Genomic DNA, 26,910 nt, shown 5'->3' with positions numbered 1-26,910 from the left:
ATGCCGGGTGCCACTGCGAGGGCTCCTCGACCGCCATACGGTCGCGCCAGCTCTGCTTCAGACAGAGTTGGTTCGATCAGGTCCCTTTATCGTACAGGGGAGAGTCCCATCAGCACCTGTGATTGCAGCCGATGAGACCCCCGCCACCTACGATTGGTGCTTTTCTCCGTCGGTTCCCAGCCAACTGGCCAGCTTTCCGCCGTGGCCGACCGCGCGCAGCCGCTTCTCGGCGGCGTCCCGGACCGGATCGGTCGCCACCACCAGGAGCTCGTCCCCGCGCCGCAGGACCGTCGTCGGCATCGGCACGAACGATTCGCCGTCGCGGACGACCAGCGTGACGGCCGACCCCGGGGGCAGCCGCAGCTCGCCGACCTCGACGCCGTGCATACGGGATTCCTTGGGGATGGCCACGGACAGCAGATGGCCCTGCAGCCGCTCCAGGGGCGCGGACTCGATGCCGAGGTCGGCGGCCTCCGAGGAGTCGCCGAGGCGCAGCTTCCTGGCCAGCCAGGGCAGCGTGGGGCCCTGGATGAGGGTGTAGACGACGACCAGGACGAAGACGATGTTGAAGATCCGTTGGCTGTCCTCGACGCCGCTCACCATGGGGATCGTCGCCAGGATGATGGGCACGGCGCCGCGCAGTCCGGCCCAGGACAGCAGGGCCTTCTCCTGCCATGGCAGGCGGAACGGCAGCAGGCTGACCACGACTTCGAGGGGCCGTGCCACCACGGTCAGGACCAGGCCGATGATGATCGCGGGCCAGGTGTCGTCGAGCAGGTCGTGCGGGGTGACCAGCAGGCCGAGCAGGACGAACATGCCGATCTGGGCGAGCCAGCCGAGGCCCTCGGCGAAGCCGCGGGTGGCGGGCCAGTGGGGCAGCCTGGCGTTGCCGAGCACCATCGAGGCGAGGTAGACGGCGAGGAATCCACTGCCGTGCGCCATGGCGCCCGCGGCGTACGCGGCGACGGCGATGGCCATGACGGCGATGGGGTAGAGGCCGGAGGCGGGCAGGGCCACGTGCCGCAGGCCGTAGGCGCCGAGCCAGCCGACCGCGAGGCCTATCGCGGCGCCGATCGCCAGCTCCAGGGCGATCTTGCCGAGCAGTACGTACCAGTCGTCCACCGGTCCCGCCGTGGAGAAGGCCACGACGAGGATCACCACAGGGGCGTCGTTGAACCCCGACTCCGCTTCCAGGACACCCGTCACACGGGAGGGGAGCGGCACCTTCCGCAGCACCGAGAAGACCGCCGCCGCGTCCGTGGACGAGACCACCGCGCCGATGATCAGCGCCTGCCGCCATTCGAGGCCCACCAGGTAGTGGGCTCCCGCGGCGGTGACGCCGACGCTCACCGCGACGCCGAGGGTCGACAGCACCGCTGCCATGGGCAGGGCGGGTTTGATCTCTTTCCACTTCGTCCCGAGGCCGCCCTCGGCGAGGATCACGACCAGGGCGGCATAGCCGATGACCTGCGTCAGTTCGGCGTTGTCGAAGTGGACGTCGCCGACGCCGTCCTGGCCCATGGCGATGCCGATGCCCAGGTACAGCAGCAGGCTGGGGAGCCCGCTGCGCGACGAGATCCGGACCGCCGCCACGGCGACGAGCAGAACGAGCGAGCAGACGAGCAGGAGCTGGTTGAGGTGGTGGACAGTCAGGGGCCGTTCCTTCCTTCGTGAAGCCAAGTACTACGTAGGAGTACTTCGTTACCTTACCTAATTGTTAACGCTTCCTTGACGCCTTCGAATGACTATTCGATCTCATGGGGGGTCGGGTTCCTGACTCCGCGTCCGGAGCCGCAACGCCCTGCGCCTATGGTTGCTCCTGCGCTCCCAGAGCCGCCCAGTCGACAGCACAGCCCGCCCTGCCGCTCGCGTAAGGACAGCAAGGACAGCGATGCCCTCCAACACCAACGCCTCTTCCGGTCATAAGTCCGGCAAGAAGAAGGGGCGCCGAGCCCGACTCATCGTGATCGTCCTGGTCCTGGCCATCGTGGGAGGCATTGGCTACGGCGCGTACTGGAGCGTCAGTACCGTGCGCGCCTCGTTCCCGCAGACCAAGGGCACGATCAAGATCGACGGCCTGGCCGGTCCCGTCGACGTGAAGCGCGACGGCAACGGAATCCCGCAGATCTACGCCGAGTCCGACGCGGACCTCTTCATGGCCCAGGGCTTCGTCCAGGCGCAGGACCGCTTCTGGGAGATGGACGTACGCCGTCATATGACCTCCGGGCGGCTCTCCGAGATGTTCGGGAAGAGCCAGGTCAAGACCGATGAATTCCTGCGCACGCTCGGCTGGCACCGGGTGGCGAAGAAGGAGTACGACTCCAAGCTCTCGCCGGAGACGAAGAAGTACCTCCAGGCGTACGCCAAGGGAGTCAATGCCTACCTGGCCGGCAAGGACGGCAAGGACATCTCCGTCGAGTACGCGGCGCTGGGCTTCAAGAACGACTACAAGCCGCAGGAGTGGACCCCCGTCGACTCCGTGGCCTGGCTCAAGGCCATGGCCTGGGACCTGCGCGGCAACATGCAGGACGAGATCGACCGCTCCCTGATGACGAGCCGCCTCGGCCCGTCGCAGATCAAGGACCTGTACCCCGAGTACCCGTACAAGCGGAACAAGCCCGTCGTACGGGAGGGCGCCTACAACAGCGTCACCAAGGAGTACGACCCCGAGGCCAAGGCCACCGGCACGCAGTCCGGCGGCATCGGCACCGGCGGTACGGGGACGGGTACAGGCACTGGCACCGGTATGGGGACCGGCGGAACCGGCACCGGGACTGGCACCGGAACCGGCACCAACGGCGCGGCCGGTACGGGCCTCGCAGGCGGCACAGAGGCCCCCAACGGGCTCCAGTCGCAGCTCAACGGTCTCTCCGGAGCCCTGGACGAGGTTCCGTCCATCCTGGGCCCGAACGGCAACGGCATCGGCTCGAACTCCTGGGTCGTCTCCGGCAAGCACACGATCACCGGCAAGCCGCTCCTCGCGAACGACCCGCACCTGGCGCCGCAGCTGCCCTCCGTCTGGTACCAGATGGGCCTGCACTGCCGGTCGGTCTCCGACAAGTGCCAGTACGACGTCTCGGGCTACACCTTCTCCGGCATGCCGGGCGTGGTCATCGGCCACAACAAGGAGATCGCCTGGGGCATGACGAACCTCGGCGCCGACGTCACGGACCTGTACCTGGAGAAGTTCACCGGGGACGGCTACCAGTACGACGACAAGGTGCTGCCCTTCACCTCCCGCGAGGAGACCATCAAGGTCGCGGGCGGCAAGGAGAAGAAGATCACGGTCCGCGAGACCAACAACGGACCACTGATCTCCGACCGCGACGACGAGCTGGTGAAGGTCGGCAAGAAGGCCAACGTGGACACCGCGGCCCCCGACCGGGGCGACGGCTACGGAGTGGCCCTGCGCTGGACCGCGCTGCAGCCCGGCAAGTCCATGGACGCCGTCTTCGAGCTCAACAGGGCGAAGAACTTCACGGAGTTCCGCAAGGCGGCCGCTTCTTTTGAAGTGCCGTCCCAGAACCTGATCTACGCCGACAGGGAAGGCAACATCGGCTACCAGGCACCCGGCAAGATCCCCACCCGCGGCAAGGGCGACGGCTCGCTCCCCGCGCCCGGCTGGGACCGCGACTACCGCTGGACCGGCTACGTCCCGCAGGACGCACTGCCCTACGAGTACAACCCGAAGCGCGGCTACATCGTCACCGCCAACCAGGCCGTGATCGACGACAGCGACCAGGCCAAGTACCCGTACAAGCTCACCTCGGACTGGGGCTACGGAGCGCGCAGCCAGCGGATCGACGACCTCATCCAGTCGAAGATCAAGAACGGCGGCAAGATCTCCACCGAGGACATGCGCCTCATGCAGATGGACAACAGCAGCGAGATCGCCAAGCTGCTCGTGCCCAAGCTGCTGAAGATCGACGTCAAGGACAAGTACGTCCGCGAGGCCCAGAAGCTCCTGGAGGGCTGGGACTACACCCAGGACGCCGACTCGGCGGCCGCCGCGTACTTCAACTCGGTCTGGCGCAACATCCTCAAGCTGGCCATCGGCAACAAGCTCCCCAAGGAGCTGCGCGTCAAGGGCCAGTGCCTGAACGTGGAGCCGGCCGGCAACACCGGCCCCGCCGACGAGGGCAAGAAGGTCCGCGAGTGCGGTGAGCGTGACGCGGACTCGGCCCAGCCGGACGGCGGCGACCGCTACTACGAGGTGATCCGCAAGATCATCGACGACGAGAAGAACGACTGGTGGAAGTCGCCGGCGACCCGCACCGACGAGGAGACCAAGAACCGCGACCAGCTGTTCAAGCGGGCTCTGGAGGACGCGCGCTGGGACCTGACGGCCAAGCTCGGCAAGGACGTCGACACCTGGAGCTGGGGCCGTCTGCACCGGCTCACGCTGAAGAACCAGACCCTCGGCACCGACGGTCCCGGCTGGCTGCAGTGGGTCCTGAACCGCGGTCCCTGGAACCTCGGCGGCGGCGAGGCGGCGGTCAACGCGACCGGCTGGAACGCGGCGGGCGGCTACGGAGTGGTGTGGGTGCCTTCGATGCGGATGGTGGTGAACCTCAAGGACCTCGACAAGTCCAAGTGGATCAACCTCACCGGCGCTTCGGGGCACGCCTACAACGACCACTACACCGACCAGACGGGCAAGTGGGTCAAGGGCGAACTCCTGCCGTGGGCCTACACGGACAAGGCGGTCGAGGACAGCACGAGCGACAAGCTGGTGCTGCGCCCCTGACGGCCGCGCACGGCACGGCCTGAAAGGGCAGCAGCCTGAAAAGGGCCCTCCACGCACGCGTGGAGGGCCCTTTCGGTGTTCCCGGGTTCCCGGACCCCTCAGCGGAAGCGGCGCGCCCCCGAGGGCGCCACGACGGCGTGCACCGGCCGGTCATGCGCCTCTTCTGGGAGGTGCGCGACCACTTCGGAGTCGTACAGGAGCACCACGAGAGCGGGATCGGCGTCTGCGCGCTCCAGCCGGGAGAGGACCCGGTCGTACGATCCGCCGCCCCGCCCGAGCCGCATCCCGCGCGCGTCCACGGCGAGCCCGGGCAGCAGCACGGCGTCCGCCGCCAGGACGGCGTCGGGCCCGAGCCGTGCCCCCGACGGCTCCAAAAGGTCGATCTTTCCGGGGTGTTGTACGCGGACGAGGGAGTCCGGCCCGTCGTACACGCCCCAGTCCAGGTCGTTGTCCGCGAGCAGCACCGGGAGCAGGACACGGGTCCCGCGCGCGTGCAGGGCGTCGAGCAGGGCGTGTGTGCCGGGCTCGCTGTCCATGGAGACGTACGCGGCGACGGTCCGCGCGTCGGCGAGCTCCGGCAGGTCGAGCGCGCGGTCGGCGAGAACCGCGGCCGCCTTCCGTGCGTCATCCTCAGTCAACCCGCTTCTCACCGCGAGGAAGCCTCGCCGCAACATGCGCTTGGTTGGCTGGCCGTCGGGCTCGGTACCGCTGGTTCCGCTCATGGGGATCTCACATTTCCTTCCTGGTCGGCGCATATGCCGACGAATAATCTGGACCCACAGATTCCGCACATACGCACCGGATATGGTGGCGCCATGACTGAGTCTCATCCCCCCCACACCCGGATCACCAAGGCGGTCATCCCGGCCGCAGGTCTGGGTACGCGCTTCCTGCCGGCCACCAAGGCCACCCCCAAGGAGATGCTGCCGGTCGTCGACAAGCCGGCGATCCAGTACGTGGTCGAGGAGGCCGTGTCCGCGGGTCTCGACGACGTCCTCATGATCACGGGTCGCAACAAGCGCCCGCTGGAGGACCACTTCGACCGCAACTACGAACTCGAATCGGCCCTCCTGAAGAAGGGCGACGAGGCCCGCCTCGCCAAGGTCCAGGAGTCCAGCGACCTCGCGACGATGCACTACGTCCGCCAGGGCGACCCCAAGGGACTCGGTCACGCCGTCCTGTGTGCCGCTCCGCACGTCGGCCACGAGCCGTTCGCCGTGCTCCTCGGCGACGACCTGATCGACCCGCGCGACCCGCTCCTCGCCCGCATGGTCGAGGTCCAGAAGAGGCACGGCGGCAGTGTCATCGCCCTCATGGAGGTGGCTCCCGAGCAGATCCACCTCTACGGCTGCGCGGCCGTCGACGCCACCGCGGACGGCGACGTCGTCAAGGTCACCGACCTGGTCGAGAAGCCCGACCGCGCCGACGCCCCGTCGAACTACGCGATCATCGGCCGCTATGTCCTCGACCCCCACATCTTCGACATACTGCGCAAGACCGAGCCGGGCCGCGGCGGCGAGATCCAGCTCACCGACGCCCTGCAGCAGCTCGCCGCGGACGAGAAGGTCGGCGGCCCGGTGCACGGCGTGGTCTTCAAGGGCCGCCGCTATGACACCGGCGACCGTGGCGACTATCTGCGTGCCATTGTCAGACTCGCGTGCGAACGTGAAGATCTGGGACCGGACTTCCAGGCCTGGCTTCGCAGTTACGTCACCGAGGAGATGTAGCACTTTGAGCAGCAGCAGCACGACGACACCGACCACCGGCCAGAACCCCTTCTGGTCGGTGGAAGAGCATCTGGACGACATTCTCGAAGCCGTCCGCCCGCTCGAACCCATCGAGCTCCAACTCCTCGACGCCCAGGGCTGTGTCCTGGTCGAGGACGTCACGGTGCCCGTCTCGCTGCCGCCCTTCGACAACAGCTCCATGGACGGGTACGCGGTGCGGGTCGCCGATGTCGTGGGCGTGAGCGAGGAGTTCCCCGCAGTCCTCACCGTCATCGGCGACGTGGCCGCGGGCGCGGGCGAGCAGCCCACCGTCGGCCCTGGCCAGGCCGCCCGCATCATGACCGGCGCCCCGCTGCCGCCCGGCGCCGAGGCCGTCGTCCCCGTGGAGTGGACCGACGGAGGCCTGGGCGAGGGCCCGGTCTCGGGAATGCGCGCCCACAGCGCCGCCCCTGAGGGCGCATCGGGCGAGGTCCGCGTGCACCGCCCGGCCGAGGCCCGCGCGCACGTGAGAGCGCGGGGCAGCGACGTCCAGGCGGGCGACCGGGCCCTGGCCGCGGGCGCCGTCCTCGGCCCCCCGCAGATCGCCCTGCTCGCCGCGATCGGCCGCGGCACGGTGAAGGTGCGCCCCCGCCCGCGCGTGGTCGTGATGTCCACCGGCAGCGAACTGATCCAGCCGGGCGAGCAGTTGTCGGACGGCCAGATCTACGACTCCAACAGCTTCGCCCTCACCGCCGCGGCCCGCGACGCCGGAGCCATCGCCTACCGCGTGGGCGCCGTCGCCGACGACGCGGAGACGCTGCGCTCCACCATCGAGGACCAGCTGATCCGCGCCGACCTCGTGGTCACCACGGGTGGCGTGAGCGTGGGCGCGTACGACGTCGTGAAGGAGGCCCTGTCCACCATCGGCGACCCGGACGAGGAGGACGGCATCGGCGCGGGCGGCGGGGTGGAGTTCCGCAAGATCGCCATGCAGCCCGGCAAGCCCCAGGGCTTCGGCTCCATCGGCCCCGACCACACACCGCTGCTCGCACTGCCGGGCAACCCCGTCTCCTCGTACGTCTCCTTCGAGCTCTTCGTCCGTCCCGCGATCCGCACCCTCATGGGCCTGCCCGAGGTGCGCCGGCCCACCACGCGCGCGGAGCTGCTCTCGGACAAGGCGCTGGGCTCCCCTGAGGGCCGCCGGCAGTTCCTGCGCGGGCGGTACGACGCCGAGGCGGGCCGGGTGGCGCCCGTCGGCGGGTCCGGCTCGCATCTGATCGCCGCTCTCGCGCACGCGGACGCGCTGATCGTCATCCCCGAGGACACCACGTCGGTGGAGCCCGGCGCGGACGTCGAGGTGGTCCTGCTCGGCTGAGAGGGCCCCCCGCGCGGTACCGTGTCGCGCACAACAGGCCCGCGCGCCGCACCGCGCGGGGCCCGGACCGGGAGCGCCAAGCACATGACCGCGATTTCCCGGGGGGACACCCCCGGAGCCCCTGAGCAGCAGCGACTGACCCACATCGACGAGGCGGGCGCCGCCCGCATGGTCGACGTGTCCGCCAAGGACGTCACGGCGCGCACCGCCCGCGCCAGCGGCCGCGTACTGGTCTCGCCACGCGTGATCGAGCTGCTGCGCGGCGAGGGAGTGCCCAAGGGAGACGCCCTGGCGACCGCGCGGATCGCGGGGATCATGGGGGCCAAGCGCACCCCGGACCTGATCCCGCTCTGCCACCCGCTGGCCGTCTCCGGAGTGAAGCTCGACCTCTCCGTGGCGGACGACGCCGTGGAGATCCTCGCCACCGTGAAGACGACCGACCGCACGGGCGTCGAGATGGAGGCCCTCACCGCGGTCAGCGTCGCGGCCCTCACGGTCATCGACATGGTCAAGGCCGTCGACAAGGGCGCCGTCATCACGGACGTACGCGTCGAGGAGAAGACGGGCGGCAAGTCCGGGCACTGGCACCGCGAAGGGGAGCGGGCATGAGCCAGGAAGCGGGCATGAGCCAGGACCTGGACGCGTCGGCCGGTGGCGCCCTGCCCGCGCCGTACCGCGCGCTCGTCGTGACCGCATCGAACCGCGCCGCCGCCGGGGTCTACGCCGACAAGGGCGGCCCGATCCTCGCCGAGGGACTGACCGCGCTCGGCTTCGCCGTCGACGGGCCCCAGGTCGTCCCCGACGGCGACCCCGTCGAGGCGGCCCTGCGCGCGGGCGCGGAGGCCGGTTACGACGTCATCCTCACCACCGGTGGCACCGGCATCTCGCCCACCGACCGCACCCCCGAGGCCACGCGCCGCGTCATCGGCCACGAAGTGCCCGGCATCGGGGAGGCGATCCGTGCGTACGGCAGGGACAAGGTCCCCACGGCCGCGCTCTCGCGAGGTCTCGCCGGAGTCGTGGGCGGGACGCTCATCGTGAACCTGCCGGGCTCCTCCGGAGGCGTACGAGACGGTCTCGCCGTGCTGGAGCCGCTGCTGAGGCACGCCGTCGACCAGCTGCGCGGCGGTGACCACCCCGGTCCGCCGGGGGGTGCGAGCTGAACGGCTCCTCCTGGCCCGTCGGGCTGACGGACGGTGACATCGCCCTCCGTCCCATAAAGATGCGCGACCAGCGGGCCTGGCGCGAGGTCAACCGGCGCAACCGGGACTGGCTGCGCCCCTGGGAGGCCACGATCCCGCCGCCCACCCCGAGCGGCCCGATCGTGCACCGCCCCACGTACCGGCAGATGGTCCGTCATCTGCGCGCGGAGGCCAACGCGGGCCGGATGCTGCCCTTCGTCATCGAGTACCAGGGCCGCCTCGTCGGACAGTTGACGGTCGCCGGGATCACCTGGGGCTCCATGTGCTCGGGCCACGTCGGCTACTGGGTCGACCGGTCCGTCGCGGGCCGCGGTGTCATGCCGACCGCCGTCGCGCTCGCCGTCGACCACTGCTTCCGTTCGGTCGGGCTGCACCGTATCGAGGTCTGTATTCGACCCGAGAACACGCCGAGCCGACGGGTCGTGGAGAAACTCGGATTCCGCGAGGAGGGACTTCGCCCGCGGTATCTGCACATCGACGGAGCGTGGCGGGATCATCTCGTCTTCGCGCTCACGACCGAAGAGGTACCGGAAGGGTTGTTGCGCCGCTGGCACCAGGCCCGACCTCGGAACACTGCCTAGGCCGGTTCTCAACCCACGGAAATGAAATACGTGTTCGAAATTGAGCGCCGAACGACCGTCTGAGGCGCGTATGAGACTTGTCTCAGGCATTAAATTCACGCTCTCGGCGGCCTGTTGATCGCACCAGTCACAAAAAAAGTTCGAGATATCAGCCAGATCGTGCGACACACCGGCTCAATTGGCAGATGGCCTCACGCAAACCCCTCTACCGTGTGAGCGTGAGCAGCAGCGGCCTCATCTACGCAGTCATCGTCGGGGCCTGGGCCGCCTACTTGGTGCCGATGTGGCTCCGTAGGCAGGACGAGCTGAACGAAGCCCGTCCGACGGAACGCTTCAGCACCGCCATCCGGCTGCTGTCCGGACGGGCGGGCATGGAGCGTCGATACGCCAAGGACCTGCAAGCGCGCTCGCCCGAGGAAGGGGAGTCGCTCGACGACCCGGACGGCACCACCGGCTCGGTGGACGTCCGGTCCTTCGTCGCGCCCCCGTCCGAGCGCGAGCCCGAACGCGAGCGGGAGCGTGAACCCGAAAGGGAGCGCGCCGCCGAGCGCGAGCGTGCGCCCGAACGCGAGCGGGAGCGTCAGCCCGCGCCCGCCCCCCGGGCCAAGGCGCCGGTCAAGGCAGCGGCCAAGGCACAGGTCAAGGCGTCGGCCAAGGTGCCGGTCAAGCCTCCGTCGCATGCGACGCCCGCACAGCGCGCCGCGTCGGCCGAGGCCGCCGCGCGCGCCCGGCGCATCAAGGTGCTCGCCCGGCGCCGCCGCACGACGGTCCTTCTCTTCTTCGCATTCACCGTCGGCGCAATCGTCGCCGCGGTCGGCGGGCTCGCCTTCCTGTGGGCGCCCGCCGCGCCCGCCCTGCTCCTGAGCGCGTACATCGTCTATCTGCGCGGCCAGGAACGACGCCGCTTCACCTACACGATGGACCGGCGCAGGGCCGAGGTCGCGGCGCAGCGGCTGCGCGAGCGGCAGCCGCGGCGCAGGCCCGCGGGCGCGGAGCGGATCGTCGACGAGCCGGTGGACGAGGGCCCAGCGCCCGAGACGGAGACCGGCCTCTCCGCGCTCGCCGCGGACCGCCGCGCCCTCGTCGAGCAGACCGACCACGCGGAGTGGGTCGACCAGCAGCGCGAGCGGCAGCACGGTCCCGGCCGCGGCGACAGCTGGGACCCGGTCCCGGTCCCGCTGCCGACGTACGTGACCGCGCCGGTCGCCCCGCGCGCCACCGGCAGCGTCGACCTGGGCGCACCCGACGCCTGGAGCTCGGCGCGGTCGAGCACCGCGGAGCCGAACGCCCATCCCGTGGCCGAGCGGGCCGAGCGGGCCGAACGCGACGAGCGGGAGCGCCCGGCCGAGGACTCCGGCGCCATCGACGGGGCCGAGGGTGCCGACGCCGATGGCGGCCGCAGCGACAAGCGCCGGGCGGCGTCCGCGCGACGTGCCCGTGAGCGCGGCCGCACGCCGCTCTTCGACCAGTACGAGGACGGCGGCCGACCGCGCGCGGCGAACGAGTGAGGGACCGTGAGGTCCCCCTGGCTGACCAGCCAGGACCGGATTTCCGAGCACCCCGATCGGGATGCTAGAGTTTCACTCGTTGCAAGGGCCTGTGGCGCAGTCTGGTAGCGCACCTCGTTCGCATCGAGGGGGTCTGGGGTTCAAATCCCCACAGGTCCACTGCACATGAGATCCCGTCCAGTTCATCGAACTGGGCGGGATCTTTGCTGTGCCCGCCCCGTGCCCGCCCTGCGCGGTCGCTCTCCCCGTGCGGTCGCTCTCCACGTGTGGTTGCTCCCCACGTGTGATGTGCGCCGCTCTGTATACATTTGATCCATGCCATCCCCTTTGAGGGCTGCCGTGTGCTGCGGCGCCGCGCTGGCCACCGTGCTGGCGGGCGGGTGCGCCGCCGGGCCTCGGGGGCTGCGGGTGGAGGGGCCCGCGCTGCAGCCCTCGCGGGTGGCCGGGCCCGTCTACCTCGCGGACGCGACCGGGCTTCCGCTGCAGCAGCCGACGTCGGCGCAGCTCACCGAGGACGTCGTGCTCTCGGAGTTGAGCTGGCGGGACTGGGGCGGGCCGACCGCGCGGGCCACCGGGAAGCTCGGCGGCCCGTGGTGCCGCCCCAAGTGCTCCGGCAGGCCCTACGACGCCACGCTGACGCTCAGCGGCCTGGAGCAGCAGGAGCGCATGGCGTACTACCGGCGGGCCACCGTCGAGCCGAAGAAGGCGGAGGAGCTCCCCGCGGCGGCGGTGAACGTGCAGTTCCAGGGGATCCGGCTGTCGATCCCGGATCTCTGAGGGCGCGGGGAGCGGCATGGGACTGCGTACCAAGATCGGTATCGCCATCGCGGGCACCGCGGCCCTGGTGTCCGTGGTGATGGGGCTGCTCGTCCACCATCGCACCGTCGAGGCGCAGTACGCGGGTGCGCGCAGCCAGATCGGGGACCGGCTGCAGACTGCCGTGCAGGACCACGCGGCCGGGGTCGACGGGGACCGCACCCTCATCGACCCCGTCGACCTGCCGGGGCCGCTCGCCGGGGCCGTGGCGAACGGGCGGTGGGGCGTCTATCTGGACCGGGGCGGGCGCATTCCGCAGCTGTGGGCGGCGAGCAAGTACGGCAAGGAGGTCGTCGCGCTGAAGCGGCCGTACGACAGGGAGGCGGCGACCGTACGGGACCTGGACCGGGTGCTGTGGATCTCGGGCGGCTTCGGGACGGCGCTCGCCTGTGTGGCGGGGCTGCTCGTCGCCACCCGGCTCGGGCGGCGTCTCAAGAGGAAGGCCGGGGCGGCGCAGCGCATCGCGGAGGGGGACCTGACGGCGCGGCTGCCGCTGCACGGCAAGGACGAGATCACCCAGCTCGCGGCGGCCGTGAACACCATGGCCGACGCGCTCGCCGCCCGGCTGCAGGCCGAGCGCGAGGTGACGGCGAACATCGCGCACGAGCTGCGCACCCCGGTGGCCGGGATGGTGACGGCGGCCGGGCTGCTGCCGCCGGGGCGCCCCGCCGAACTGGTGCAGGAGTCCGCGGGGCGGCTGCGGGAGCTCGTCGACGACGTCATCGAGGTGGCGCGGCTCGACGGGGCGGGGGAGCAGGCCGTGGCCGAGGCGTGCGAGCTGGGGGCGCTGGTGCGCAGGTCGGCCGCCGCGGGGGCCGCGGGCGCGGGCGGTGTGACGGTCGACGTGGTGCGGGACGTGGAGGTGGTGACGGACCCGCGGCGGGTGGAGCGGGTGGTCGCCAACCTCGTCAGCAACGCGCTGCGGCACGGGGCGGCGCCGGTGACGGTCGTGGTCGACGGTGGGGTGGTGCGGGTGCGGGACTCCGGGGGCGGATTTCCGGAGTCCCTGGTGTCCGGCGGGCCGCAGCGGTTCCGGAGCGGGGCCGGGGAGAAGGGGGTGGGTCTCGGGCTCGGGCTGACGATCGCGCAGGGGCAGGCGCAGGTCCTGGGGGCCGGGCTGCGGTTCGGCAATCCGGCCGGGGGCGGAGCGGAGGCCGAGTTCGATCTGCGGTCGGCCGTGCGGGAGTAGGCCCTTAGAGCCTGTGTCGTAACCCCGGCCGGGTGGGGGTATGGCGCAGGCCCTTACAGGAACTTCTCGTAGCAGCGGCTCAGGTCGTCGAAGCGGTAGTGGCCGAACTTCTCCTCGGCGAGGGTGTAGCCGCTGGAGATGTAGAGGGCTATCGCCTCCGGCTGCTTCGTGCCCGTCTCCAGGACCATGCGGGCCCGGCCCGCCGCCTTCGCGTCGTCCTCCAGGGCCGCGAGTATGCGGCGGGCGAGGCCCAGGCCGCGGGCCTCCGGGGTGACGTACATCCGCTTCAGCTCGGCGTCGCCGTCCCGGTAGTTCTCGTCGTTCTCGGGGGGCGAGGCGTTCTCGGGGGTCTCGGGGGTCTTGTCCATGCTGCGCCAGCCGCCCGTCGCCAGTGCGGTGCCGTGTTCGTCGTACGCGATGAAGTAGCGGCCGCGTGGCGGCTCGAACATGGTGGCGTCGAGAAAGGTGACGTCCCCCTCGTCGCCGTAGCGCTCCGCGTATTCGAGCTGGACGCGGTCGCTGAGCCGGACCGCGTCGGGGTGCGCGAAGGTGACGGTGCGCAGGTGTATCCCGGCGGCGGTGCCGGAGGCGGTGGCGGCGGCATTTTGGATAGTCATGCGCTCCATCGTACTTCTATGCGTGACCAGTGGTGGGTGTGAGGACCGTGGTGCCGGACCAGTGTGCCGGTAAGGGCCGGTATCGTGCCGGGATGCTCACTGTGACCAGCGTGAATGTGAACGGGCTGCGCGCCGCCGCCAAGAAGGGCTTCGTGGAGTGGCTCGGCGAGACCTCGGCCGATGTGGTGTGCCTCCAGGAGGTGCGCGCCGAGGAGCACCAGTTGCCGGACGAGGTGCGGGCCCCCGAGGGCTGGCACGTCGTGCACGCGCCCGCCGCCGCCAAGGGGCGCGCCGGTGTCTCGCTGTACACGCGCCGTGAGCCGGACCGGGTGCAGGTCGGATTCGGGTCGCAGGAGTTCGACGGCAGCGGCAGGTACGTCGAGGCGGACCTGCCCGGCGTGACCGTGGCCAGCCTCTATCTGCCCTCCGGCGAGGTCGGCACCGAGCGCCAGGACGAGAAGATCCGCTTCATGGGGGAGTTCCTCGCCTACCTGAAGGAGCTCAAGGTCCGGGCCGCCGCCGAGGGGCGCAACGTCGTCGTCTGCGGCGACTGGAACATCGCCCACCAGGAGGCGGACCTCAAGAACTGGAAGGGCAACAAGAAGAACTCCGGGTTCCTGCCCGAGGAGCGTGCCTGGCTGGACGAGGTCTTCGCGGAGTACGAGGACGTCGTGCGGGCGCAGCACCCGAACGTCGAGGGCCCCTACTCGTGGTGGTCCTACCGCGGGCGCGCCTTCGACAACGACACGGGCTGGCGCATCGACTACCACGTCGCGACGGCGGGGCTCGCCGAGCGCGCGCTGAAGGCGTACGTGGAGCGGGCCGCGAGCCACGCGGAGCGGTGGAGCGACCACGCGCCCGTCACGGTGGTCTACGACCTGTAGGCCCCCTCGTCCTCTCGTCCCCTCGCCCTGCGTCCCCCGTCGGGGTGGTCCCCGGCGGGACACGGGCACAAAGTCCGGTAGAAGGCTGTCCCCGGCCCGGACGCCATGGCAGATTGCGGTCGCGCGCGCGTTGCGTCGCGTACATGACCAACTGCCAAGGTTCCGGGGGGATTTCATGCCGTCGATGCGTCTGCCTTCGAGACGCGCCGCTCTGCTGGGCGCGGCGGGCGCCGGGATCGTAGCGGCGCTGCCCGCCACCCGGGCGTACGCGGTGGGCGGCGGGGCTCCCGCCGGTACGCCGCCCGTGCTGCTGACCGAGCAGGCGAGCAGGCGCATCCTCGTGCTCGACCCGGGGCGCCGCGTCTGGGACCCGGCCGCCGACCCGTCCGTCGTGCGCTGGGAGTTCTCGCCGGTGGGCGACCCCCGCTACCGGGACCTGCTGCCGGACGTGAGCTGGGTGTACCCGTGCGAGGCGAAGGTGCGGGTGCACCGGCGGCGCACGTACGTCCTGACGACGGCGTCGTTCGGCTTCGTGGCCGTCGTCGAGCACCCGACCGGCAGGCGGTACTGGGGCACGGCGATCGGCCCCGGCGACGATCTGTTCAACCCGCACAGCGCCGAGATCCTGCCCGACGGCAACGTGGCCGTCGCGTGCAGCACGGGCGCGCGGGTGCGGCTGTACGCGGCGTCGCAGGGGCCGCGCGCCACGCGGTACGCGGAGGCGGAGCTCAAGGGAGCGCACGCGCTGCACTGGGACGAGGCGCGCGAGGTGCTCTGGGCCCTCGGGGACGACGAGTTGGTGACGTACGAGGTGGGCGGGACGGCCGCGCGGCCCACCCTGGAGCGGACGTACGGGATCGGGCTGCCGGTCGGCACGCCGGGGAAGACGCCCGGCGGGCACGATCTCTTCCCGGTCTGCGGGCGGCCGGGGCGGCTGTGGGTGACGACCAACGCGGCCGTCTTCCAGTACGAGAAGAAGGGCCGCATCTTCGTGCAGGACTTCGCGGGGGCCACGGAGATCTCCCGCAAGTCGGTGAAGGCCGTCGGCAACGATCCGCGCACCGGGCAGGTCGTGACCACCGTCCCGGAGGCCGGTCTCGGGGAGACCTGGTGGACCACGACGGTGAGCGTGCACCGGCCCGAGTCGAGCTACAAGATGGTCAACGGCGGTATCTACAAGGCGCGTTGGTGGCTGCCGGTCTGAGCGCGCGAACCGTGGGCGTCAGGATTCCTTGAGGCGGCGGTCCAGGGCCATGGAGAGCTCCGCCTCCACCACGCTCTTGGCGACCGGGCGCAGCTGGTCGATGTCGACCTCGGCGGTGTCCGGCGTGTGGGTGCGCATGACGGTGATGAACAACTCCGCGAGTGCGTCGGCGTGTTCACGCACGCGCTGGCCCGCCTCCAGGACCGCGGCCAGCGGAACTCCCTTGCGCACCAGGGTGGATGAGGCGTCGAGCAGACGGCGGCTGATGTGGACGAGTTCGTCGCCGTCCGTGCCGAGGTAGCCGAGGTCCAGGGCGGCGACGAGGTTCTCGGGGGTGACCTCGCCCGCGAAGTGGTCGGCGAGCTCCTCGGGGGTGAGGCGGACCGGCTGCTCCTCGGTCGGCTCGCCGAGGCCGAGGAGTTCGCCGACGTCACGGCCCTTGTCGAAGGCGTCGGAGAGCTCGGCGATGCCGTTCAGGGTGTGGCCGCGCTCCAGGAGGGCGGCGATCGTGCGGAGTCTGGCCAGGTGGTGCTCGTCGTACCAGGCGATGCGGCCCTCGCGGCGGGGCGGCGGGATCAGCCCGCGCTCGCGGTAGAAGCGCACGGTGCGCACGGTGATGCCCGCCTCCGCGGCCAGCGCCTCCATGCGGAATTCGCGTACGCCGCCGTCCGGTGCGCTCCCGCGTCCGCCTTCTCGTTCGTCTGCCACGTGGGAAGCCTATCCGGGCGGCGGTCGGCGGCCGCCTGCTCGGTGGCCGGTGATACCCCCGGTAACTTTCCCCCGCCCAACCCCTACCCATGAGTACGGGACTGGCTTACTCTCCCAATTGCGCCAGTAGTCACTGGCAGGGTTCAGGTACTTCCGGGAGGCGGCGGAATGACAGAGCACGAGCACGTACGGGTGGCGGTGATCGGATCCGGCTTCGGCGGCCTCGGTGCCGCCGTGCGGCTGCGCCGCGAGGGCATCACCGACTTCGTCGTCCTGGAGCGGGCCGGAGCCGTGGGCGGCACCTGGCGGGACAACAGCTATCCGGGCTGTGCCTGCGACGTGCCCTCGCACCTGTACTCGTTCTCCTTCGCGCCCAACCCGGACTGGCCGCGCACCTTCTCCGGCCAGGAGCACATCCGGGAGTACCTGGAGCACGTCGCCGACACCTTCCGGCTCCGCCCGCACCTGCGCCTCGACACCGAGGTCAAACTGATGACCTGGGACGCCGACCGGCTCCGCTGGGTGATCGAGACCAGCAACGGCACCTACAGCGCCGACGTCGTCGTCTCCGCCACCGGGCCGCTCTCCGACCCCAAGACCCCGGACATCCCCGGCATCGACACCTTCCCCGGCAAGGTCTTCCACTCGGCCCGCTGGGACCACGACTACGACCTGCGCGGCAAGCGCGTCGCGATGATCGGCACCGGCGCCTCCGCCATCCAGATCGTGCCCGAGATCCAGAAGACGGTCGGCAAGCTCACCCTCTTCCAGCGCACGCCCCCCTGGGTGATGCCGCGCGCCGACCGCGCCATCACCGGCGCCGAGCGCTGGCTGCACAAGCAGCTCCCCTTCACCACCCAGGCCCGCCGCGGCCTCCTGTGGGGCATCAGGGAACTTCAGGTCCAGGCGTTCACCAAGCGGCCCAACGAGCTCGGCATGGTCGAGCAGATCGCCAAGCGGAACATGTACCGGGCCATCAAGGACCCGGCGCTACGGGCCAAGCTCACCCCGACGTACCGCATCGGCTGCAAGCGCATCCTGCTCTCCAACGCGTACTACCCGGCGCTCGCCAAGCCCAATGTCGACGTCGTCGCCAGCGGTCTGACCGAGGTGCGCGGCAACACCGTCGTCGCCGCGGACGGCACCGAGACCGAGGTCGACGCGATCATCTTCGGCACCGGGTTCCACGTGACGGACATGCCGATCGCCGACCGCGTCGTGGGCGACGAGGGGCTCACGCTCATGGAGACCTGGAAGGACGGCATGAACGCGCTGCGCGGCGCGACCGCGGCCGGGTTCCCCAACTGGATGACGATCATCGGCCCGAATACCGGGCTCGGGAACTCCTCCATGATCCTGATGATCGAGTCGCAGCTGAACTACATGGCCGACTACCTGCGGCAGCTGGACGTCCTCGGCGGCAGCGCCGCCCTCGCCGTCCGGCCCGACTCCGTCAGCGCCTGGAACCGCCGGGTGCAGGAGCGGATGAAGCGCACCGTGTGGAACACCGGCGGCTGCAACAGCTGGTACCTCGACGAGAACGGCGTCAACACGACGGTCTGGCCCGGCACGACCACCGAGTTCAGGGCGGCGACACGGCGGGTGGACCTCTCCGAGTACGAGGTGCTGCGCGCCCCCAAGCCGCCGGAGGCCGCGGCCGGTTCCGGTTCCGGTTCCGCTGCCGGTTCCGAGGCGAAGGGCACGAAGAAGAAGCCCGGGACCAAGAAGGTCGAGGCCGGGGCATGAGCCGACTGACCCATGTGACGAGCGGCCCCTACGCGCCGCCCGCCGCCGCACGCGAAGTGACCGCGGTCTCCGCCGACGGGGCGCGCCTCCACGTCGAGGTGCACGGCCCCGAGGGAGCGCCCGCCGTGCTGCTCGCACACGGCTGGACCTGCTCGACGGCCTTCTGGGCCGCGCAGATGCGCGACCTCTGTACCGACCACCGCGTCATCGCGTACGACCAGCGGGGGCACGGGCGCAGCGAAGCGCCCGCGGCCGCCGAGGGGTACAGCACGCGGGCGCTCGCCGACGACCTCGAAGCGGTGCTTGCGGCGACGCTCGCGCCGGGCGAGAAGGCCGTGCTCGTGGGGCACTCCATGGGCGGCATGACGATCATGGCCGCGGGCGGCCGGGCCGGGGTGCGGGAGCATGCCGGAGCCGTTCTGCTGTGCAGCACGGGGAGTTCGGACCTGGTCGCCGAGGCGCGGGTCGTGCCGCTGCGGGCCGGACGGGCGCGGACCAGGATCACGCGGTCGGTGCTCGGCTCGCGCGCCCCGCTCGGTCCCGTCACGCCGCTGGCCAGGCGCGTCCTCAAGTACGCCACGATGGGCCCCGGTTCGGCGCCCGAGAGGGTCGAGGCCTGCGCGCGGATCGTGCACGCCTGCCCCAGGGGTGTCCGCCACGGCTGGTCGCACGTCCTCGACGGCCTCCAACTGGACGCGGAACTGGGCGGGTTGAAGGTGCCCACGGCCATCATCGCCGGGACGGCCGACCGGCTCACGCCCGTCGTGCACGCACGGCGGATCGCGGCCGCCCTGCCCGAGTGCCTGGGGCTCACCGAGCTCGCCGGGATCGGACACATGACACCCATCGAGGCGCCGGAGGCCGTCACCGGACGGATCAGGGCGCTCGCCGGAACGTACATACAGGTCAAGGAGGGCGCATGAGCAGGGTCAGCCTGGAGGGGCAGGTCGCGGTCGTCACGGGCGCGGCGCGCGGAGTCGGTGAGCTGCTCGCGCGCAAGCTGTCGGCGCGCGGCGCGAAGATCGCGCTCGTCGGCCTGGAGCCGGACGAGCTGAAGAAGGTCTCGGAGCGGCTGCACACCGAGTCCGCGCACTGGCACGCGGACGTCACCGACCACGTGGCGCTCGCGCAGGTCGCGCAGGAGGTCAAGCAGCACTTCGGCAAGGTCGACATCGTCGTCGCCAACGCGGGTGTGGCCAGCGGCGGACCGTTCCTGGAGTCCGACCCGGACGCGTGGCGCCGCGTCATCGAGGTCAACCTCATAGGCAGCGCGGTGACGGGCCGGGCCTTCCTGCCCGTGCTCATGGAGAGCCGCGGCTATCTGCTGCAGATAGCGTCGCTGGCCGCGATCACACCGGCGCCGATGATGACGGCGTACTGCGCGTCGAAGTCGGGCGTCGAGGCGTATGCGCACGCGCTGCGCGCCGAGGTCGGCTACAAGGGCGTCAAGGTCGGCGTCGGCTATCTGTCGTGGACCGACACGGACATGGTGCGGGGCGCCGACCAGGACGACGTGATGCGGGAGCTGCGGCAGCGGCTGCCGTGGCCGTCCAACAAGACGTACCCGCTGGGTCCCGCGGTGGACCGGATCGTGGCGGGCATCGAGCGCCGCTCAAGCCATGTGTACGCGCAGTGGTGGCTGCGGGGCATGCAGGGCATCCGCGGCTATCTGCCGTCGGTCATCGGGGCGGTCGGCCAGCGCGAGATGAAGCGCTTCGAGCCGCGGCTCGGCACGGTCTCGACGGGGCTCGTCGGGGCGGGCGGATCGGCGGACGAGCAGGCGCGCGTGGTGGGTTGACCGGCCGCGGACCAGCTCGGGCATGACAGAGGCCCCCGGCGTCCCGGGGGCCTCCTCGCACGAGCTACACGTCAGGCGTCGTAGTCCCGGTCGAACTTGTCCTGCTGCTCCTGCGCGGCCTCCTGGGCCTGGTCCGGAGCCTGCGAAGACCGCTCACTCGCCTCGTCCCGGGCCTGCGAGGCGCGTTCGCTCGCCTCGTCCTTGGCGCCGCCCATGGAGTCCTTGGCCTTGTTGGCGAGGTCCTGAGCCTTGTCCTGGAACTGGTCCTTGATGCCCATGCGATTCACTCCCGGTTTTGGGTGAGGGGATTGGGCCTCGACCAGATTTACACGGTCGGACATTCCGCGCATTTCGATCATGCGGGGTGCCGCCGCAGGGGCTTCACGGGCGGGGCGGCAGCGGTGGCCTGCTGCGGTCCGGCACGTCCGAGTGGTCCGGCGGCTCGGACGCCGGGTGCCGGGCCAGCAGGTCGAGCGCGAGCTGCACCGCGTCGTCGAGCTGGGCGTGCCTGCCCTCCGCCCAGTCCAGCGGGGTGCGCAGGATGTCGAGGTCGGGGCTGACGCCGTGGTTCTCCACGGTCCAGCCGTACGCGTCGAACCAGCCCGCGTTCATCGGCACCGTGATCACCGTGCCGTCGCCCAGCGCGTGCCGCCCGGTCATGCCGACCACGCCGCCCCAGGTGCGCTGCCCCACGACGGGACCGAGCCCGAGCAGCTTGAAGGCCGCCGTGATCATGTCGCCGTCGGAGGAGGTCGCCTCGTCGGCGAGCGCCACCACGGGCCCACGGGGCGCGTTCGACGCGTACGACACCGGCTGGGCGTTCCGCGTCAGGTCCCAGCCGAGGATCGTGCGCGTCAGCTTCTCGATGACCAGCTCGCTGATGTGGCCGCCCGCGTTGCCGCGCACGTCCACGATCAGGGCGGGCCGCGACACCTCCAGGCGCAGGTCCCGGTTGAACTGGGCCCAGCCCGACCCGCCCATGTCCGGGATATGCAGGTAGCCGCACTTGCCGCCGCTCAATTCCCGCACGACGCCCCGGCGTTTGGCCACCCAGTCCTGGTAGCGCAGGGGGCGTTCGTTGATGAGGGGGACGATCGCGACCCGGCGGGCCCGGCCCTCGCCCTCGGGTTCGAAGGTCAGCTCGACCGTCGTGCCGCCCGCCGCCGAGAGCAGCGGATAGGGGCCGGTCACCGGGTCGACCGGGCGGCCGTCGATGTGCGTGAGGAGGGCGCCCTCCCGGATGCCCGCACCGGCCAGCGGTGAGCGCGCCTTCGAGTCGGAGGAGTCGCCGGGCAGGATCCGCTTGACCATCCAGCCGTCGTCCCTGCGCACGAGGTTGGCGCCGAGCAGGCCCATGGCGCGCTGGTAGTGCGGGGGGCCTTCGTTGCGGCGGGCGGGGGAGACGTAGGCGTGGGAGGTGCCCAGTTCGCCGAGGACCTCGCGGAGCAGGTCCGCGAACTCGTCGGGGGACGCGATCCGTTCGACCAGCGGCCGGTACTGCGCGAGCACCCCGTCCCAGTCGATGCCGGACATCCCCGGGTCCCAGAAGTAGGCGCGGATGATCCGGCCCGCCTCCTCGTAGGCCTGGCGCCACTCGGCGGCCGGTTCGACCTCGTGCAGGATGCGGCGCAGGTCGATCCAGACGGTCGTGTCGCCGTCGCCCTGCTCGGTGGAGGGCACGGCGCTCAGGTCGCCCTCGTCGACGACCACGAGCCGTGAGCCGTCGCCGCTCGGCGCGAACCAGTCGAGGTGGTCGACGAGCTGGGACTTCTTGGCCTTGGTGATGTTGAAGTATTCGAGGGTGGGGCGGCCCGACATGTCGGCGGGGTTCACGAAGGTCTCGCCGAGCGCGCCCGAGATGGGCCAGCGCAGCCAGACCAGGCCGCCGCCGCTGACGGGGTGCAGCGCCGAGTACTTCGACGCGGCTACGGGGAAGGGCGTGACCCGTGCCTCCAGGCCCTCGATCTCCACGATGGTGGTGCCGTCGCCCCCGCCGCCGTCGGCCGGGTCGAGGCCGCCCGCCGCGGGCCGACCGTCGGGCAGCAGGGCGAACGGGGACGGGGTCGCCGACGACAGCGGTACGAGGTAGGGGCGGCAGCCGAGGGGGAAGGACAGGTCGCCGGTGTGCACGTCGTAGACCGGGTCGAAGCCGCGCCAGGAGAGGAAGGCGAGATAGCGGCCGTCGCGGGTGAAGACGGGGTTCTCGTCCTCGAAGCGGCCGTTGGTGACGTCGGCGATCGCGCGCATGCCGGGTCCCGCGATGCGGGCCAGCTTGATCTGGCGCAGCGAGCGGCCGATGCCCGGGTGCGACCAGGTCAGCCAGCAGCCGTCGGGCGAGAAGGCCAGGTCGCGGACGGGCCCGTTGAGGGAGCGGATCAGCTCGGTGACCTCGCCGTCGGAGTCCTCCGTGACGTCGATGAGCAGGAGGCGGCCGTCGTTGGACGCGATGGCGAGGCGCTCGCCGTCGCGGTCGGCCACCAGTTCCTGGACGCGGCCGAGCTGTCCGCTCGCCAGTCTGCGGGGCGTGCGGGCGCCGCTGGCCCGCGGCAGATAGGCGATCTCGACGGCGTCCTCGCCGTCGCCGTCGGTGACGTAGGCGACCTGCCCGCCGGTGCCGAGCATCTCGGGCAGCCGGACGCGCACGCCGGGGGTGTCGGTGATGGTGCGGGCGGGGCCGTCCCGGTGGGTGAGCCAGTAGAGGGAGCCGCGGACGACGACGGCGCTGGCCCGGCCCGTCGTGTCCACGGAGAGCGAGTCGATGTGCTGGGCGGCGGGCACCTGGTAGATCCGCCGCCCGGCCCGCGGCCCGCCGAGCCGCACGTCGAGCCTGCGGGGCACGGAGTCCGGCGCGAGGCCGTCGACCAGCCAGACGTCGCCCGCGCACTGGTAGACGACACGGGTGCCGTCGCTGGCCGCGTGGCGGGCGTAGAAGGTGTCGTGGTCGGTGTGACGCCGCAGGTCGGAGCCGTCGGGCAGACAGGAGTAGAGGTTGCCGACGCCCTCGTGGTCGGAGAGGAACGCGATGCGTCCCGCGACGAACATGGGGGAGTCGAGGTGCCCGTCGAGGTCGGCGAGGATCTGCTCGCCGTGCACCCACAGGCGGCCCGTCGCGCCGCCCCGGTACCGCTTCCAGGCGGCGGGCTCGTGCGGCGGCTTGCCCGTGAGGAGGAGGGTCTTGCGGTCGCTGTCGCCGTCGGCGATGGAGTCGGTGATCGCGATGTCCCAGACCGGGCCCCAGGGCAGCTTGCCGCCGGGGGAGCCGTCGGTGGGCACGCTGTAGGCCCAGCAGAAGTAGGAGAACGGCTGGCCGTGCGAGGACACGGCGAGGATGTCGCCGTCGGGGGACCAGCCGCAGACCCGGGTGTCGGTGGAGCCCCAGTAGGTCAGGCGGCGTGCGGGTCCGCCGTCCACCGGTGCCAGGTGGATCTCCGGGTCGAGGCTGCGCCAGGTCGTGTACGCGATGTGGCGGCCGTCGGGCGAGAAGCGGGGGTGGCTCACCTTGGTCCGGTCGACGGTGAGCCGCCACGCCCGGTCGGCGGGGGAGCCCTCCGGGGTGAGGGGGGCCACCCAGAGATCGTCCTCGGCGGCGAAGCAGAGGCGGTCGCCGCTGAGATGTGGAAAACGCAGGTAGGCGTGGTCGTCCGGGGTGCTGGCGTCCTGGGCATCGTCGCGCGCGTCGGTCACCTCCCCATGCTTTTCCGCTCCGCAGGCGGCGGCAACTCGTGCCCGGGGGTGAAAACGGGCGTGACGCAGCACACGTACGAAACGGTTTCGTTTCGCTGGACGCCGGGAGTACAGTTCTGCCGTACGAAACCGTTTCGTTCCGAGCGGTTCCAGAACGTGGAGCAGGAGGTGGAGATCGTGGCCGAGACGACGGCGTCGACGACGGCACGGCGCACCAGGATCACCCCCGAGCGCGAGGCCGAGCTGTACGAGGCCGTGCTCGACCTGCTCCGCGAGGTCGGTTACGACGCCCTCACCATGGACGCCGTCGCCGCCCGCACCCGGTCGAGCAAGGCCACCCTCTACCGCCAGTGGGGGAGCAAGCCGGAGCTGATCGCCAAGGCACTGCGGCACAACAAGCCGGCGTCCCTCGCGGACATCGACACCGGCTCCCTGCGCGGCGACCTGAACGAGATGGTGGCCCGCTCGGACGACTGTCAGATGGAGAAGGACGCCGCGCTGATGCGGGGCCTCTTCCATGCCATCCACGACAACCCCGAACTCCACCAGGCGCTGCGCAACCTGCTCATCGAGCCAGAGCTCACCGGCCTGAACGACCTGTTGCGCCGGGCGGTGGAGCGCGGTGAAGTCGCCGCGGACAATCCGGCCCTCGAGTACGTCGTCCACATGATGGTCGGCGGTTTCGTCGCCCGGGACCTCATCGAGGACCGTCCCGTCGACCGCGCGTTCCTCGCCTCGTACATCGATGCCGTGATCCTCCCCGCACTCGGCATCTGACCCGCCCGACCCCCCTGTTCCTGACGCGCACCGCTCACGTCGTCGGGCTGATCTCCCCTGCCCAATCCGGACCACACGACCTGACCGGGAGTACGCCCCCGTGGCCACTTTCCTCTACAAACTCGGCAAACTCGCCTTCCGGCGACGCCATTTCGTCGCCCTCATATGGGTGGCGCTCCTGACGCTCGCCGGGGTCGGCGCCGCGTCCGCGCCCACCGCCGCCTCCAGCAGCTTCTCCATTCCCGGCACGGAGGCGCAGAAGGCCTTCGACCTCCTGGAGAAGCGGGCCCCCGAAGCCAGCGCCGACGGGGCGAGCGCCCGCGTCGTCTTCAAGGCACCGGACGGCGAGAAGGTCACCGACAAGGCCAACAAGGCCGAGATCGAGAAGACCGTCGCCGCCGTCAAGTCGGGCTCGGACCAGGTGGCCCGCGCGGACAGCCCGTTCGCGGCCAAGACGGTCAGCAAGGACGGCTCCACGGCGTACGCCTCCGTCTCGTACAAGGTCACCTCGATGGAGCTGACCGACGACGACCGCGACGCGCTGGAGAAGACCACCGACAACGCGCGCGATTCGGGGCTCACGGTCGAGGTCGGCGGCGACGCGCTGCAGGCCATGCCGGAGACCGGCTCCACCGAGATCATCGGCATCGCGATCGCGGCGGTCGTCCTCGTCATCACCTTCGGCTCGCTGATCGCGGCCGGACTGCCGCTGATCACCGCGCTGATCGGCGTGGGCATCGGCGTCTCGTCGATCACCGCGCTCGCCAACGCGCTGGACCTCGGCACCACCACGTCGACGCTGGCCATGATGATCGGCCTCGCGGTCGGCATCGACTACGCGCTCTTCATCGTCTCGCGCTACCGCGGTGAACTCGCCGAGGGCCGCGACCGCGAGGAGGCGGCCGGACGGGCCGTCGGCACCGCGGGCTCCGCGGTCGTCTTCGCCGGACTCACCGTGGTCATCGCGCTGGTCGGCCTCGCCGTGGTCAACATCCCGATGCTCACCAAGATGGGCTTCGCCGCGGCAGGCACGGTCGTCATCGCCGTCCTCATCGCGCTCACCCTCATCCCGGCCCTGCTCGGGTACGCGGGCAAGCGGGTGCTGCCCGCGGGCGAGAAGAGCAAGCTGTTCGGCGGCGGCAAGAAGAAGGCCGCCGAGGCCGGCGGGTCGGCCGGTGAGCCGAAGCAGAACATGGGAACCCGCTGGGCCCGCTTCGTGGTCCGCCGCCCCATCGCCGTGCTGCTCGTCGGCATCGTGGGCCTCGGCGCCGCGGCCATCCCAGTCTCGCAGCTGGAGCTCGGCCTGCCGGACGACGGCGCGCAGCCGACGTCCACGACCCAGCGCAAGGCGTACGACCTGGTCTCGGAGGGCTTCGGGCCCGGCTTCAACGGTCCGCTGATGGTGGTCGGTGACCTCAAGGGCGCCGACGACCCGAAGGCCGCGGCCGGTGAGATCACCAAGACGATCTCCAAGCTCGACGACGTCCTGACCGTCGCCCCGCCGATGCTCAACAAGGACAAGGACACCGCGATCATCAGCGTCGTCCCGTCCTCCAAGCCCAGCGGCATCGAGACCGAGGACCTGGTCCACTCGATCCGCGACACCGGCGCGCAGATCAAGTCCGACTCCGGCGCCGACATCATGGTCACCGGCACCACGGCCATGAACATCGACGTCTCGCAGAAGCTCAACGACGCCCTGCTGCCCTATCTGGCACTGGTCGTGGGCCTCGCGTTCCTGCTCCTGATCATCGTCTTCCGCTCGATCCTGGTCCCGCTCAAGGCGGCCCTCGGCTTCCTGCTCTCGGTCCTCGCGGCCCTCGGCGCGGTCGTCGCGGTCTTCCAGTGGGGCTGGCTCGGCTCGCTCTTCGGCGTCGAGCAGACCGGCCCGATCATGTCGATGATGCCGATCTTCATGGTGGGCGTCGTCTTCGGCCTCGCGATGGACTACGAGGTCTTCCTCGTGACCCGCATGCGGGAGGCGTACGTCCACGGGGAGCGGCCGGGACAGGCGATCGTGACCGGCTTCCGGCACGGGGCCCGGGTGGTGTCGGCGGCGGCCGTCATCATGATCGCGGTCTTCGCGGGCTTCATCGGCTCGTCCGAGCAGATGGTGAAGATGATCGGCTTCGGCCTGGCCATCGCGGTCTTCTTCGACGCGTTCGTGGTCCGCATGGCACTGGTGCCCGCGGTCCTCGCCCTGCTCGGCAAGAAGGCGTGGTGGCTGCCCAAGTGGCTGGACCGCGCGCTGCCGAACGTGGACGTCGAGGGAGAGGGCCTGCGCACGGCGGAGGAGAAGAAAGCAGACCCTGACCGGGAACTGGCAGGCGTCTGATCCGCATGGGGCTCAGGTCCGTACAGGACCTGA

At 70.9% G+C, this 26,910-nt stretch carries 22 protein-coding genes and 1 tRNA gene; 17 read left to right on the top strand and 6 right to left on the bottom strand.

Annotation, left to right across the window (positions count from 1 at the left end; all coding sequences use genetic code 11):
* Positions 1-147: 147 nt before the first annotated feature.
* Entirely contained in the window at positions 148-1,680 is a 1,533-nt protein-coding gene (locus ABZV77_RS29830; RefSeq protein WP_356263251.1) for a potassium/proton antiporter, read from the bottom strand.
* Positions 1,681-1,891: 211 nt separating this feature from the next.
* Here ABZV77_RS29830 and ABZV77_RS29825 point away from each other — a divergent pair, with 211 nt between their 5' ends.
* Positions 1,892-4,747 carry a penicillin acylase family protein gene (locus ABZV77_RS29825; protein WP_356263248.1) on the top strand — a complete coding sequence of 952 codons (2,856 nt, stop codon included), beginning with the start codon at positions 1,892-1,894 and terminating at the stop codon, positions 4,745-4,747.
* Between the two features lie 98 nt (positions 4,748-4,845).
* On the opposite strand, the gene ABZV77_RS29820 is transcribed toward ABZV77_RS29825, so the two are convergent.
* Complete coding sequence (locus tag ABZV77_RS29820; protein ID WP_356263245.1) at positions 4,846-5,469, bottom strand: 5-formyltetrahydrofolate cyclo-ligase; 624 nt, start codon at positions 5,467-5,469, stop codon at positions 4,846-4,848.
* A gap of 93 nt (positions 5,470-5,562) precedes the next feature.
* Here ABZV77_RS29820 and galU point away from each other — a divergent pair, with 93 nt between their 5' ends.
* From galU to ABZV77_RS29775, 9 genes are all read left to right on the top strand, one after another.
* Positions 5,563-6,474, top strand: a complete 912-nt coding sequence (gene galU / locus ABZV77_RS29815; RefSeq protein ID WP_356263242.1) for a UTP--glucose-1-phosphate uridylyltransferase GalU — start codon at positions 5,563-5,565, stop codon at positions 6,472-6,474.
* 4 nt (positions 6,475-6,478) lie between these two features.
* The gene (gene glp, locus ABZV77_RS29810) at positions 6,479-7,828 is read left to right on the top strand and encodes a gephyrin-like molybdotransferase Glp (RefSeq protein WP_356263240.1); all 1,350 of its coding nucleotides are present in this window, start codon (positions 6,479-6,481) and stop codon (positions 7,826-7,828) included.
* 84 nt (positions 7,829-7,912) lie between these two features.
* Positions 7,913-8,437: a cyclic pyranopterin monophosphate synthase MoaC gene (gene moaC, locus ABZV77_RS29805; protein WP_356263238.1), complete on the top strand. Its 525-nt coding sequence runs from the start codon at positions 7,913-7,915 to the stop codon at positions 8,435-8,437.
* Positions 8,438-8,451: 14 nt separating this feature from the next.
* Positions 8,452-8,991: a MogA/MoaB family molybdenum cofactor biosynthesis protein gene (locus ABZV77_RS29800; protein ID WP_356263623.1), complete on the top strand. Its 540-nt coding sequence runs from the start codon at positions 8,452-8,454 to the stop codon at positions 8,989-8,991.
* Positions 8,988-9,611: a GNAT family protein gene (locus tag ABZV77_RS29795; RefSeq protein WP_356263620.1), complete on the top strand. Its 624-nt coding sequence runs from the start codon at positions 8,988-8,990 to the stop codon at positions 9,609-9,611. Before ABZV77_RS29800 ends, ABZV77_RS29795 begins: the two co-directional genes overlap by 4 nt.
* Positions 9,612-9,829: 218 nt before the next feature.
* Positions 9,830-11,119, top strand: a complete 1,290-nt coding sequence (gene glpR, locus ABZV77_RS29790) for a gephyrin-like molybdotransferase receptor GlpR (protein WP_356263235.1) — start codon at positions 9,830-9,832, stop codon at positions 11,117-11,119.
* Between the two features lie 85 nt (positions 11,120-11,204).
* Positions 11,205-11,278 (top strand) — tRNA-Ala (locus tag ABZV77_RS29785).
* Between the two features lie 156 nt (positions 11,279-11,434).
* Complete coding sequence (locus ABZV77_RS29780) at positions 11,435-11,896, top strand: hypothetical protein (RefSeq protein WP_356263233.1); 462 nt, start codon at positions 11,435-11,437, stop codon at positions 11,894-11,896.
* A 16-nt stretch (positions 11,897-11,912) separates the two neighbouring features.
* Positions 11,913-13,124 carry a HAMP domain-containing sensor histidine kinase gene (locus ABZV77_RS29775; RefSeq protein ID WP_356263230.1) on the top strand — a complete coding sequence of 404 codons (1,212 nt, stop codon included), beginning with the start codon at positions 11,913-11,915 and terminating at the stop codon, positions 13,122-13,124.
* 53 nt (positions 13,125-13,177) lie between these two features.
* Here the strand turns inward: ABZV77_RS29775 and ABZV77_RS29770 are convergent, their stop codons facing one another.
* Complete coding sequence (locus tag ABZV77_RS29770; protein WP_356263227.1) at positions 13,178-13,741, bottom strand: GNAT family N-acetyltransferase; 564 nt, start codon at positions 13,739-13,741, stop codon at positions 13,178-13,180.
* A gap of 92 nt (positions 13,742-13,833) precedes the next feature.
* On the opposite strand from ABZV77_RS29770, the gene ABZV77_RS29765 reads away from it, so the two are divergent.
* Both ABZV77_RS29765 and ABZV77_RS29760 read left to right on the top strand, forming a co-directional pair.
* Positions 13,834-14,625: an exodeoxyribonuclease III gene (locus ABZV77_RS29765; RefSeq protein ID WP_356263224.1), complete on the top strand. Its 792-nt coding sequence runs from the start codon at positions 13,834-13,836 to the stop codon at positions 14,623-14,625.
* A 184-nt stretch (positions 14,626-14,809) separates the two neighbouring features.
* A complete protein-coding gene (locus ABZV77_RS29760; protein ID WP_356263222.1) occupies positions 14,810-15,829 on the top strand; it encodes a DUF6528 family protein in 1,020 nt (339 codons plus the stop codon).
* Between the two features lie 18 nt (positions 15,830-15,847).
* On the opposite strand, the gene ABZV77_RS29755 is transcribed toward ABZV77_RS29760, so the two are convergent.
* Entirely contained in the window at positions 15,848-16,474 is a 627-nt protein-coding gene (locus ABZV77_RS29755; RefSeq protein WP_356263617.1) for a MerR family transcriptional regulator, read from the bottom strand.
* A gap of 231 nt (positions 16,475-16,705) precedes the next feature.
* Between ABZV77_RS29755 and ABZV77_RS29750 the strand changes: the two genes are divergently transcribed.
* The 3 genes from ABZV77_RS29750 to ABZV77_RS29740 are packed head-to-tail and all read left to right on the top strand — an operon-like array spanning position 16,706 to position 20,081.
* A complete protein-coding gene (locus ABZV77_RS29750) occupies positions 16,706-18,283 on the top strand; it encodes an NAD(P)/FAD-dependent oxidoreductase (RefSeq protein WP_356263219.1) in 1,578 nt (525 codons plus the stop codon).
* Positions 18,280-19,206: an alpha/beta hydrolase gene (locus ABZV77_RS29745; protein WP_356263216.1), complete on the top strand. Its 927-nt coding sequence runs from the start codon at positions 18,280-18,282 to the stop codon at positions 19,204-19,206. Before ABZV77_RS29750 ends, ABZV77_RS29745 begins: the two co-directional genes overlap by 4 nt.
* The gene (locus ABZV77_RS29740) at positions 19,203-20,081 is read left to right on the top strand and encodes an SDR family oxidoreductase (protein WP_356263213.1); all 879 of its coding nucleotides are present in this window, start codon (positions 19,203-19,205) and stop codon (positions 20,079-20,081) included. Before ABZV77_RS29745 ends, ABZV77_RS29740 begins: the two co-directional genes overlap by 4 nt.
* A gap of 71 nt (positions 20,082-20,152) precedes the next feature.
* Here ABZV77_RS29740 and ABZV77_RS29735 read toward each other — a convergent pair whose 3' ends face one another.
* Positions 20,153-20,359: a hypothetical protein gene (locus ABZV77_RS29735; RefSeq protein WP_055568349.1), complete on the bottom strand. Its 207-nt coding sequence runs from the start codon at positions 20,357-20,359 to the stop codon at positions 20,153-20,155.
* Positions 20,360-20,462: 103 nt separating this feature from the next.
* Positions 20,463-23,765, bottom strand: a complete 3,303-nt coding sequence (locus ABZV77_RS29730) for a S41 family peptidase (protein ID WP_356263211.1) — start codon at positions 23,763-23,765, stop codon at positions 20,463-20,465.
* 177 nt (positions 23,766-23,942) lie between these two features.
* Here ABZV77_RS29730 and ABZV77_RS29725 point away from each other — a divergent pair, with 177 nt between their 5' ends.
* Positions 23,943-24,542, top strand: a complete 600-nt coding sequence (locus ABZV77_RS29725; protein WP_055568358.1) for a TetR/AcrR family transcriptional regulator — start codon at positions 23,943-23,945, stop codon at positions 24,540-24,542.
* A gap of 100 nt (positions 24,543-24,642) precedes the next feature.
* Complete coding sequence (locus ABZV77_RS29720; protein ID WP_356263208.1) at positions 24,643-26,877, top strand: MMPL family transporter; 2,235 nt, start codon at positions 24,643-24,645, stop codon at positions 26,875-26,877.
* The last annotated feature ends 33 nt before the right edge of the window (positions 26,878-26,910 follow it).

Source organism: Streptomyces sp. NPDC004732 (assembly GCF_040609235.1).
Taxonomy (GTDB): Bacteria; Actinomycetota; Actinomycetes; order Streptomycetales; family Streptomycetaceae; genus Streptomyces.
The sequence above is the reverse complement of the archived record's forward strand: the minus strand, read 5'-3'. Positions and strand labels throughout refer to the sequence as shown.

Bases quoted from the DNA above. Each gene is read 5' to 3' on its own strand.
- ABZV77_RS29745 (WP_356263216.1), top strand. From the start codon at position 18,280: ATGAGCCGACTGACCCATGTGACGAGCGGCCCCTACGCGCCGCCCGCC.
- ABZV77_RS29755 (WP_356263617.1), bottom strand. From the start codon at position 16,474: ATGGAGGCGCTGGCCGCGGAGGCGGGCATCACCGTGCGCACCGTGCGC.
- ABZV77_RS29825 (WP_356263248.1), top strand. From the start codon at position 1,892: ATGCCCTCCAACACCAACGCCTCTTCCGGTCATAAGTCCGGCAAGAAG.
- ABZV77_RS29820 (WP_356263245.1), bottom strand. From the start codon at position 5,469: ATGAGCGGAACCAGCGGTACCGAGCCCGACGGCCAGCCAACCAAGCGC.
- galU (WP_356263242.1), top strand. From the start codon at position 5,563: ATGACTGAGTCTCATCCCCCCCACACCCGGATCACCAAGGCGGTCATC.
- ABZV77_RS29740 (WP_356263213.1), top strand. From the start codon at position 19,203: ATGAGCAGGGTCAGCCTGGAGGGGCAGGTCGCGGTCGTCACGGGCGCG.
- ABZV77_RS29775 (WP_356263230.1), top strand. From the start codon at position 11,913: ATGGGACTGCGTACCAAGATCGGTATCGCCATCGCGGGCACCGCGGCC.
- ABZV77_RS29780 (WP_356263233.1), top strand. From the start codon at position 11,435: ATGCCATCCCCTTTGAGGGCTGCCGTGTGCTGCGGCGCCGCGCTGGCC.
- ABZV77_RS29800 (WP_356263623.1), top strand. From the start codon at position 8,452: ATGAGCCAGGACCTGGACGCGTCGGCCGGTGGCGCCCTGCCCGCGCCG.
- ABZV77_RS29765 (WP_356263224.1), top strand. From the start codon at position 13,834: ATGCTCACTGTGACCAGCGTGAATGTGAACGGGCTGCGCGCCGCCGCC.
- ABZV77_RS29735 (WP_055568349.1), bottom strand. From the start codon at position 20,359: ATGGGCATCAAGGACCAGTTCCAGGACAAGGCTCAGGACCTCGCCAAC.
- ABZV77_RS29770 (WP_356263227.1), bottom strand. From the start codon at position 13,741: ATGACTATCCAAAATGCCGCCGCCACCGCCTCCGGCACCGCCGCCGGG.
- ABZV77_RS29750 (WP_356263219.1), top strand. From the start codon at position 16,706: ATGACAGAGCACGAGCACGTACGGGTGGCGGTGATCGGATCCGGCTTC.
- moaC (WP_356263238.1), top strand. From the start codon at position 7,913: ATGACCGCGATTTCCCGGGGGGACACCCCCGGAGCCCCTGAGCAGCAG.
- ABZV77_RS29760 (WP_356263222.1), top strand. From the start codon at position 14,810: ATGCGTCTGCCTTCGAGACGCGCCGCTCTGCTGGGCGCGGCGGGCGCC.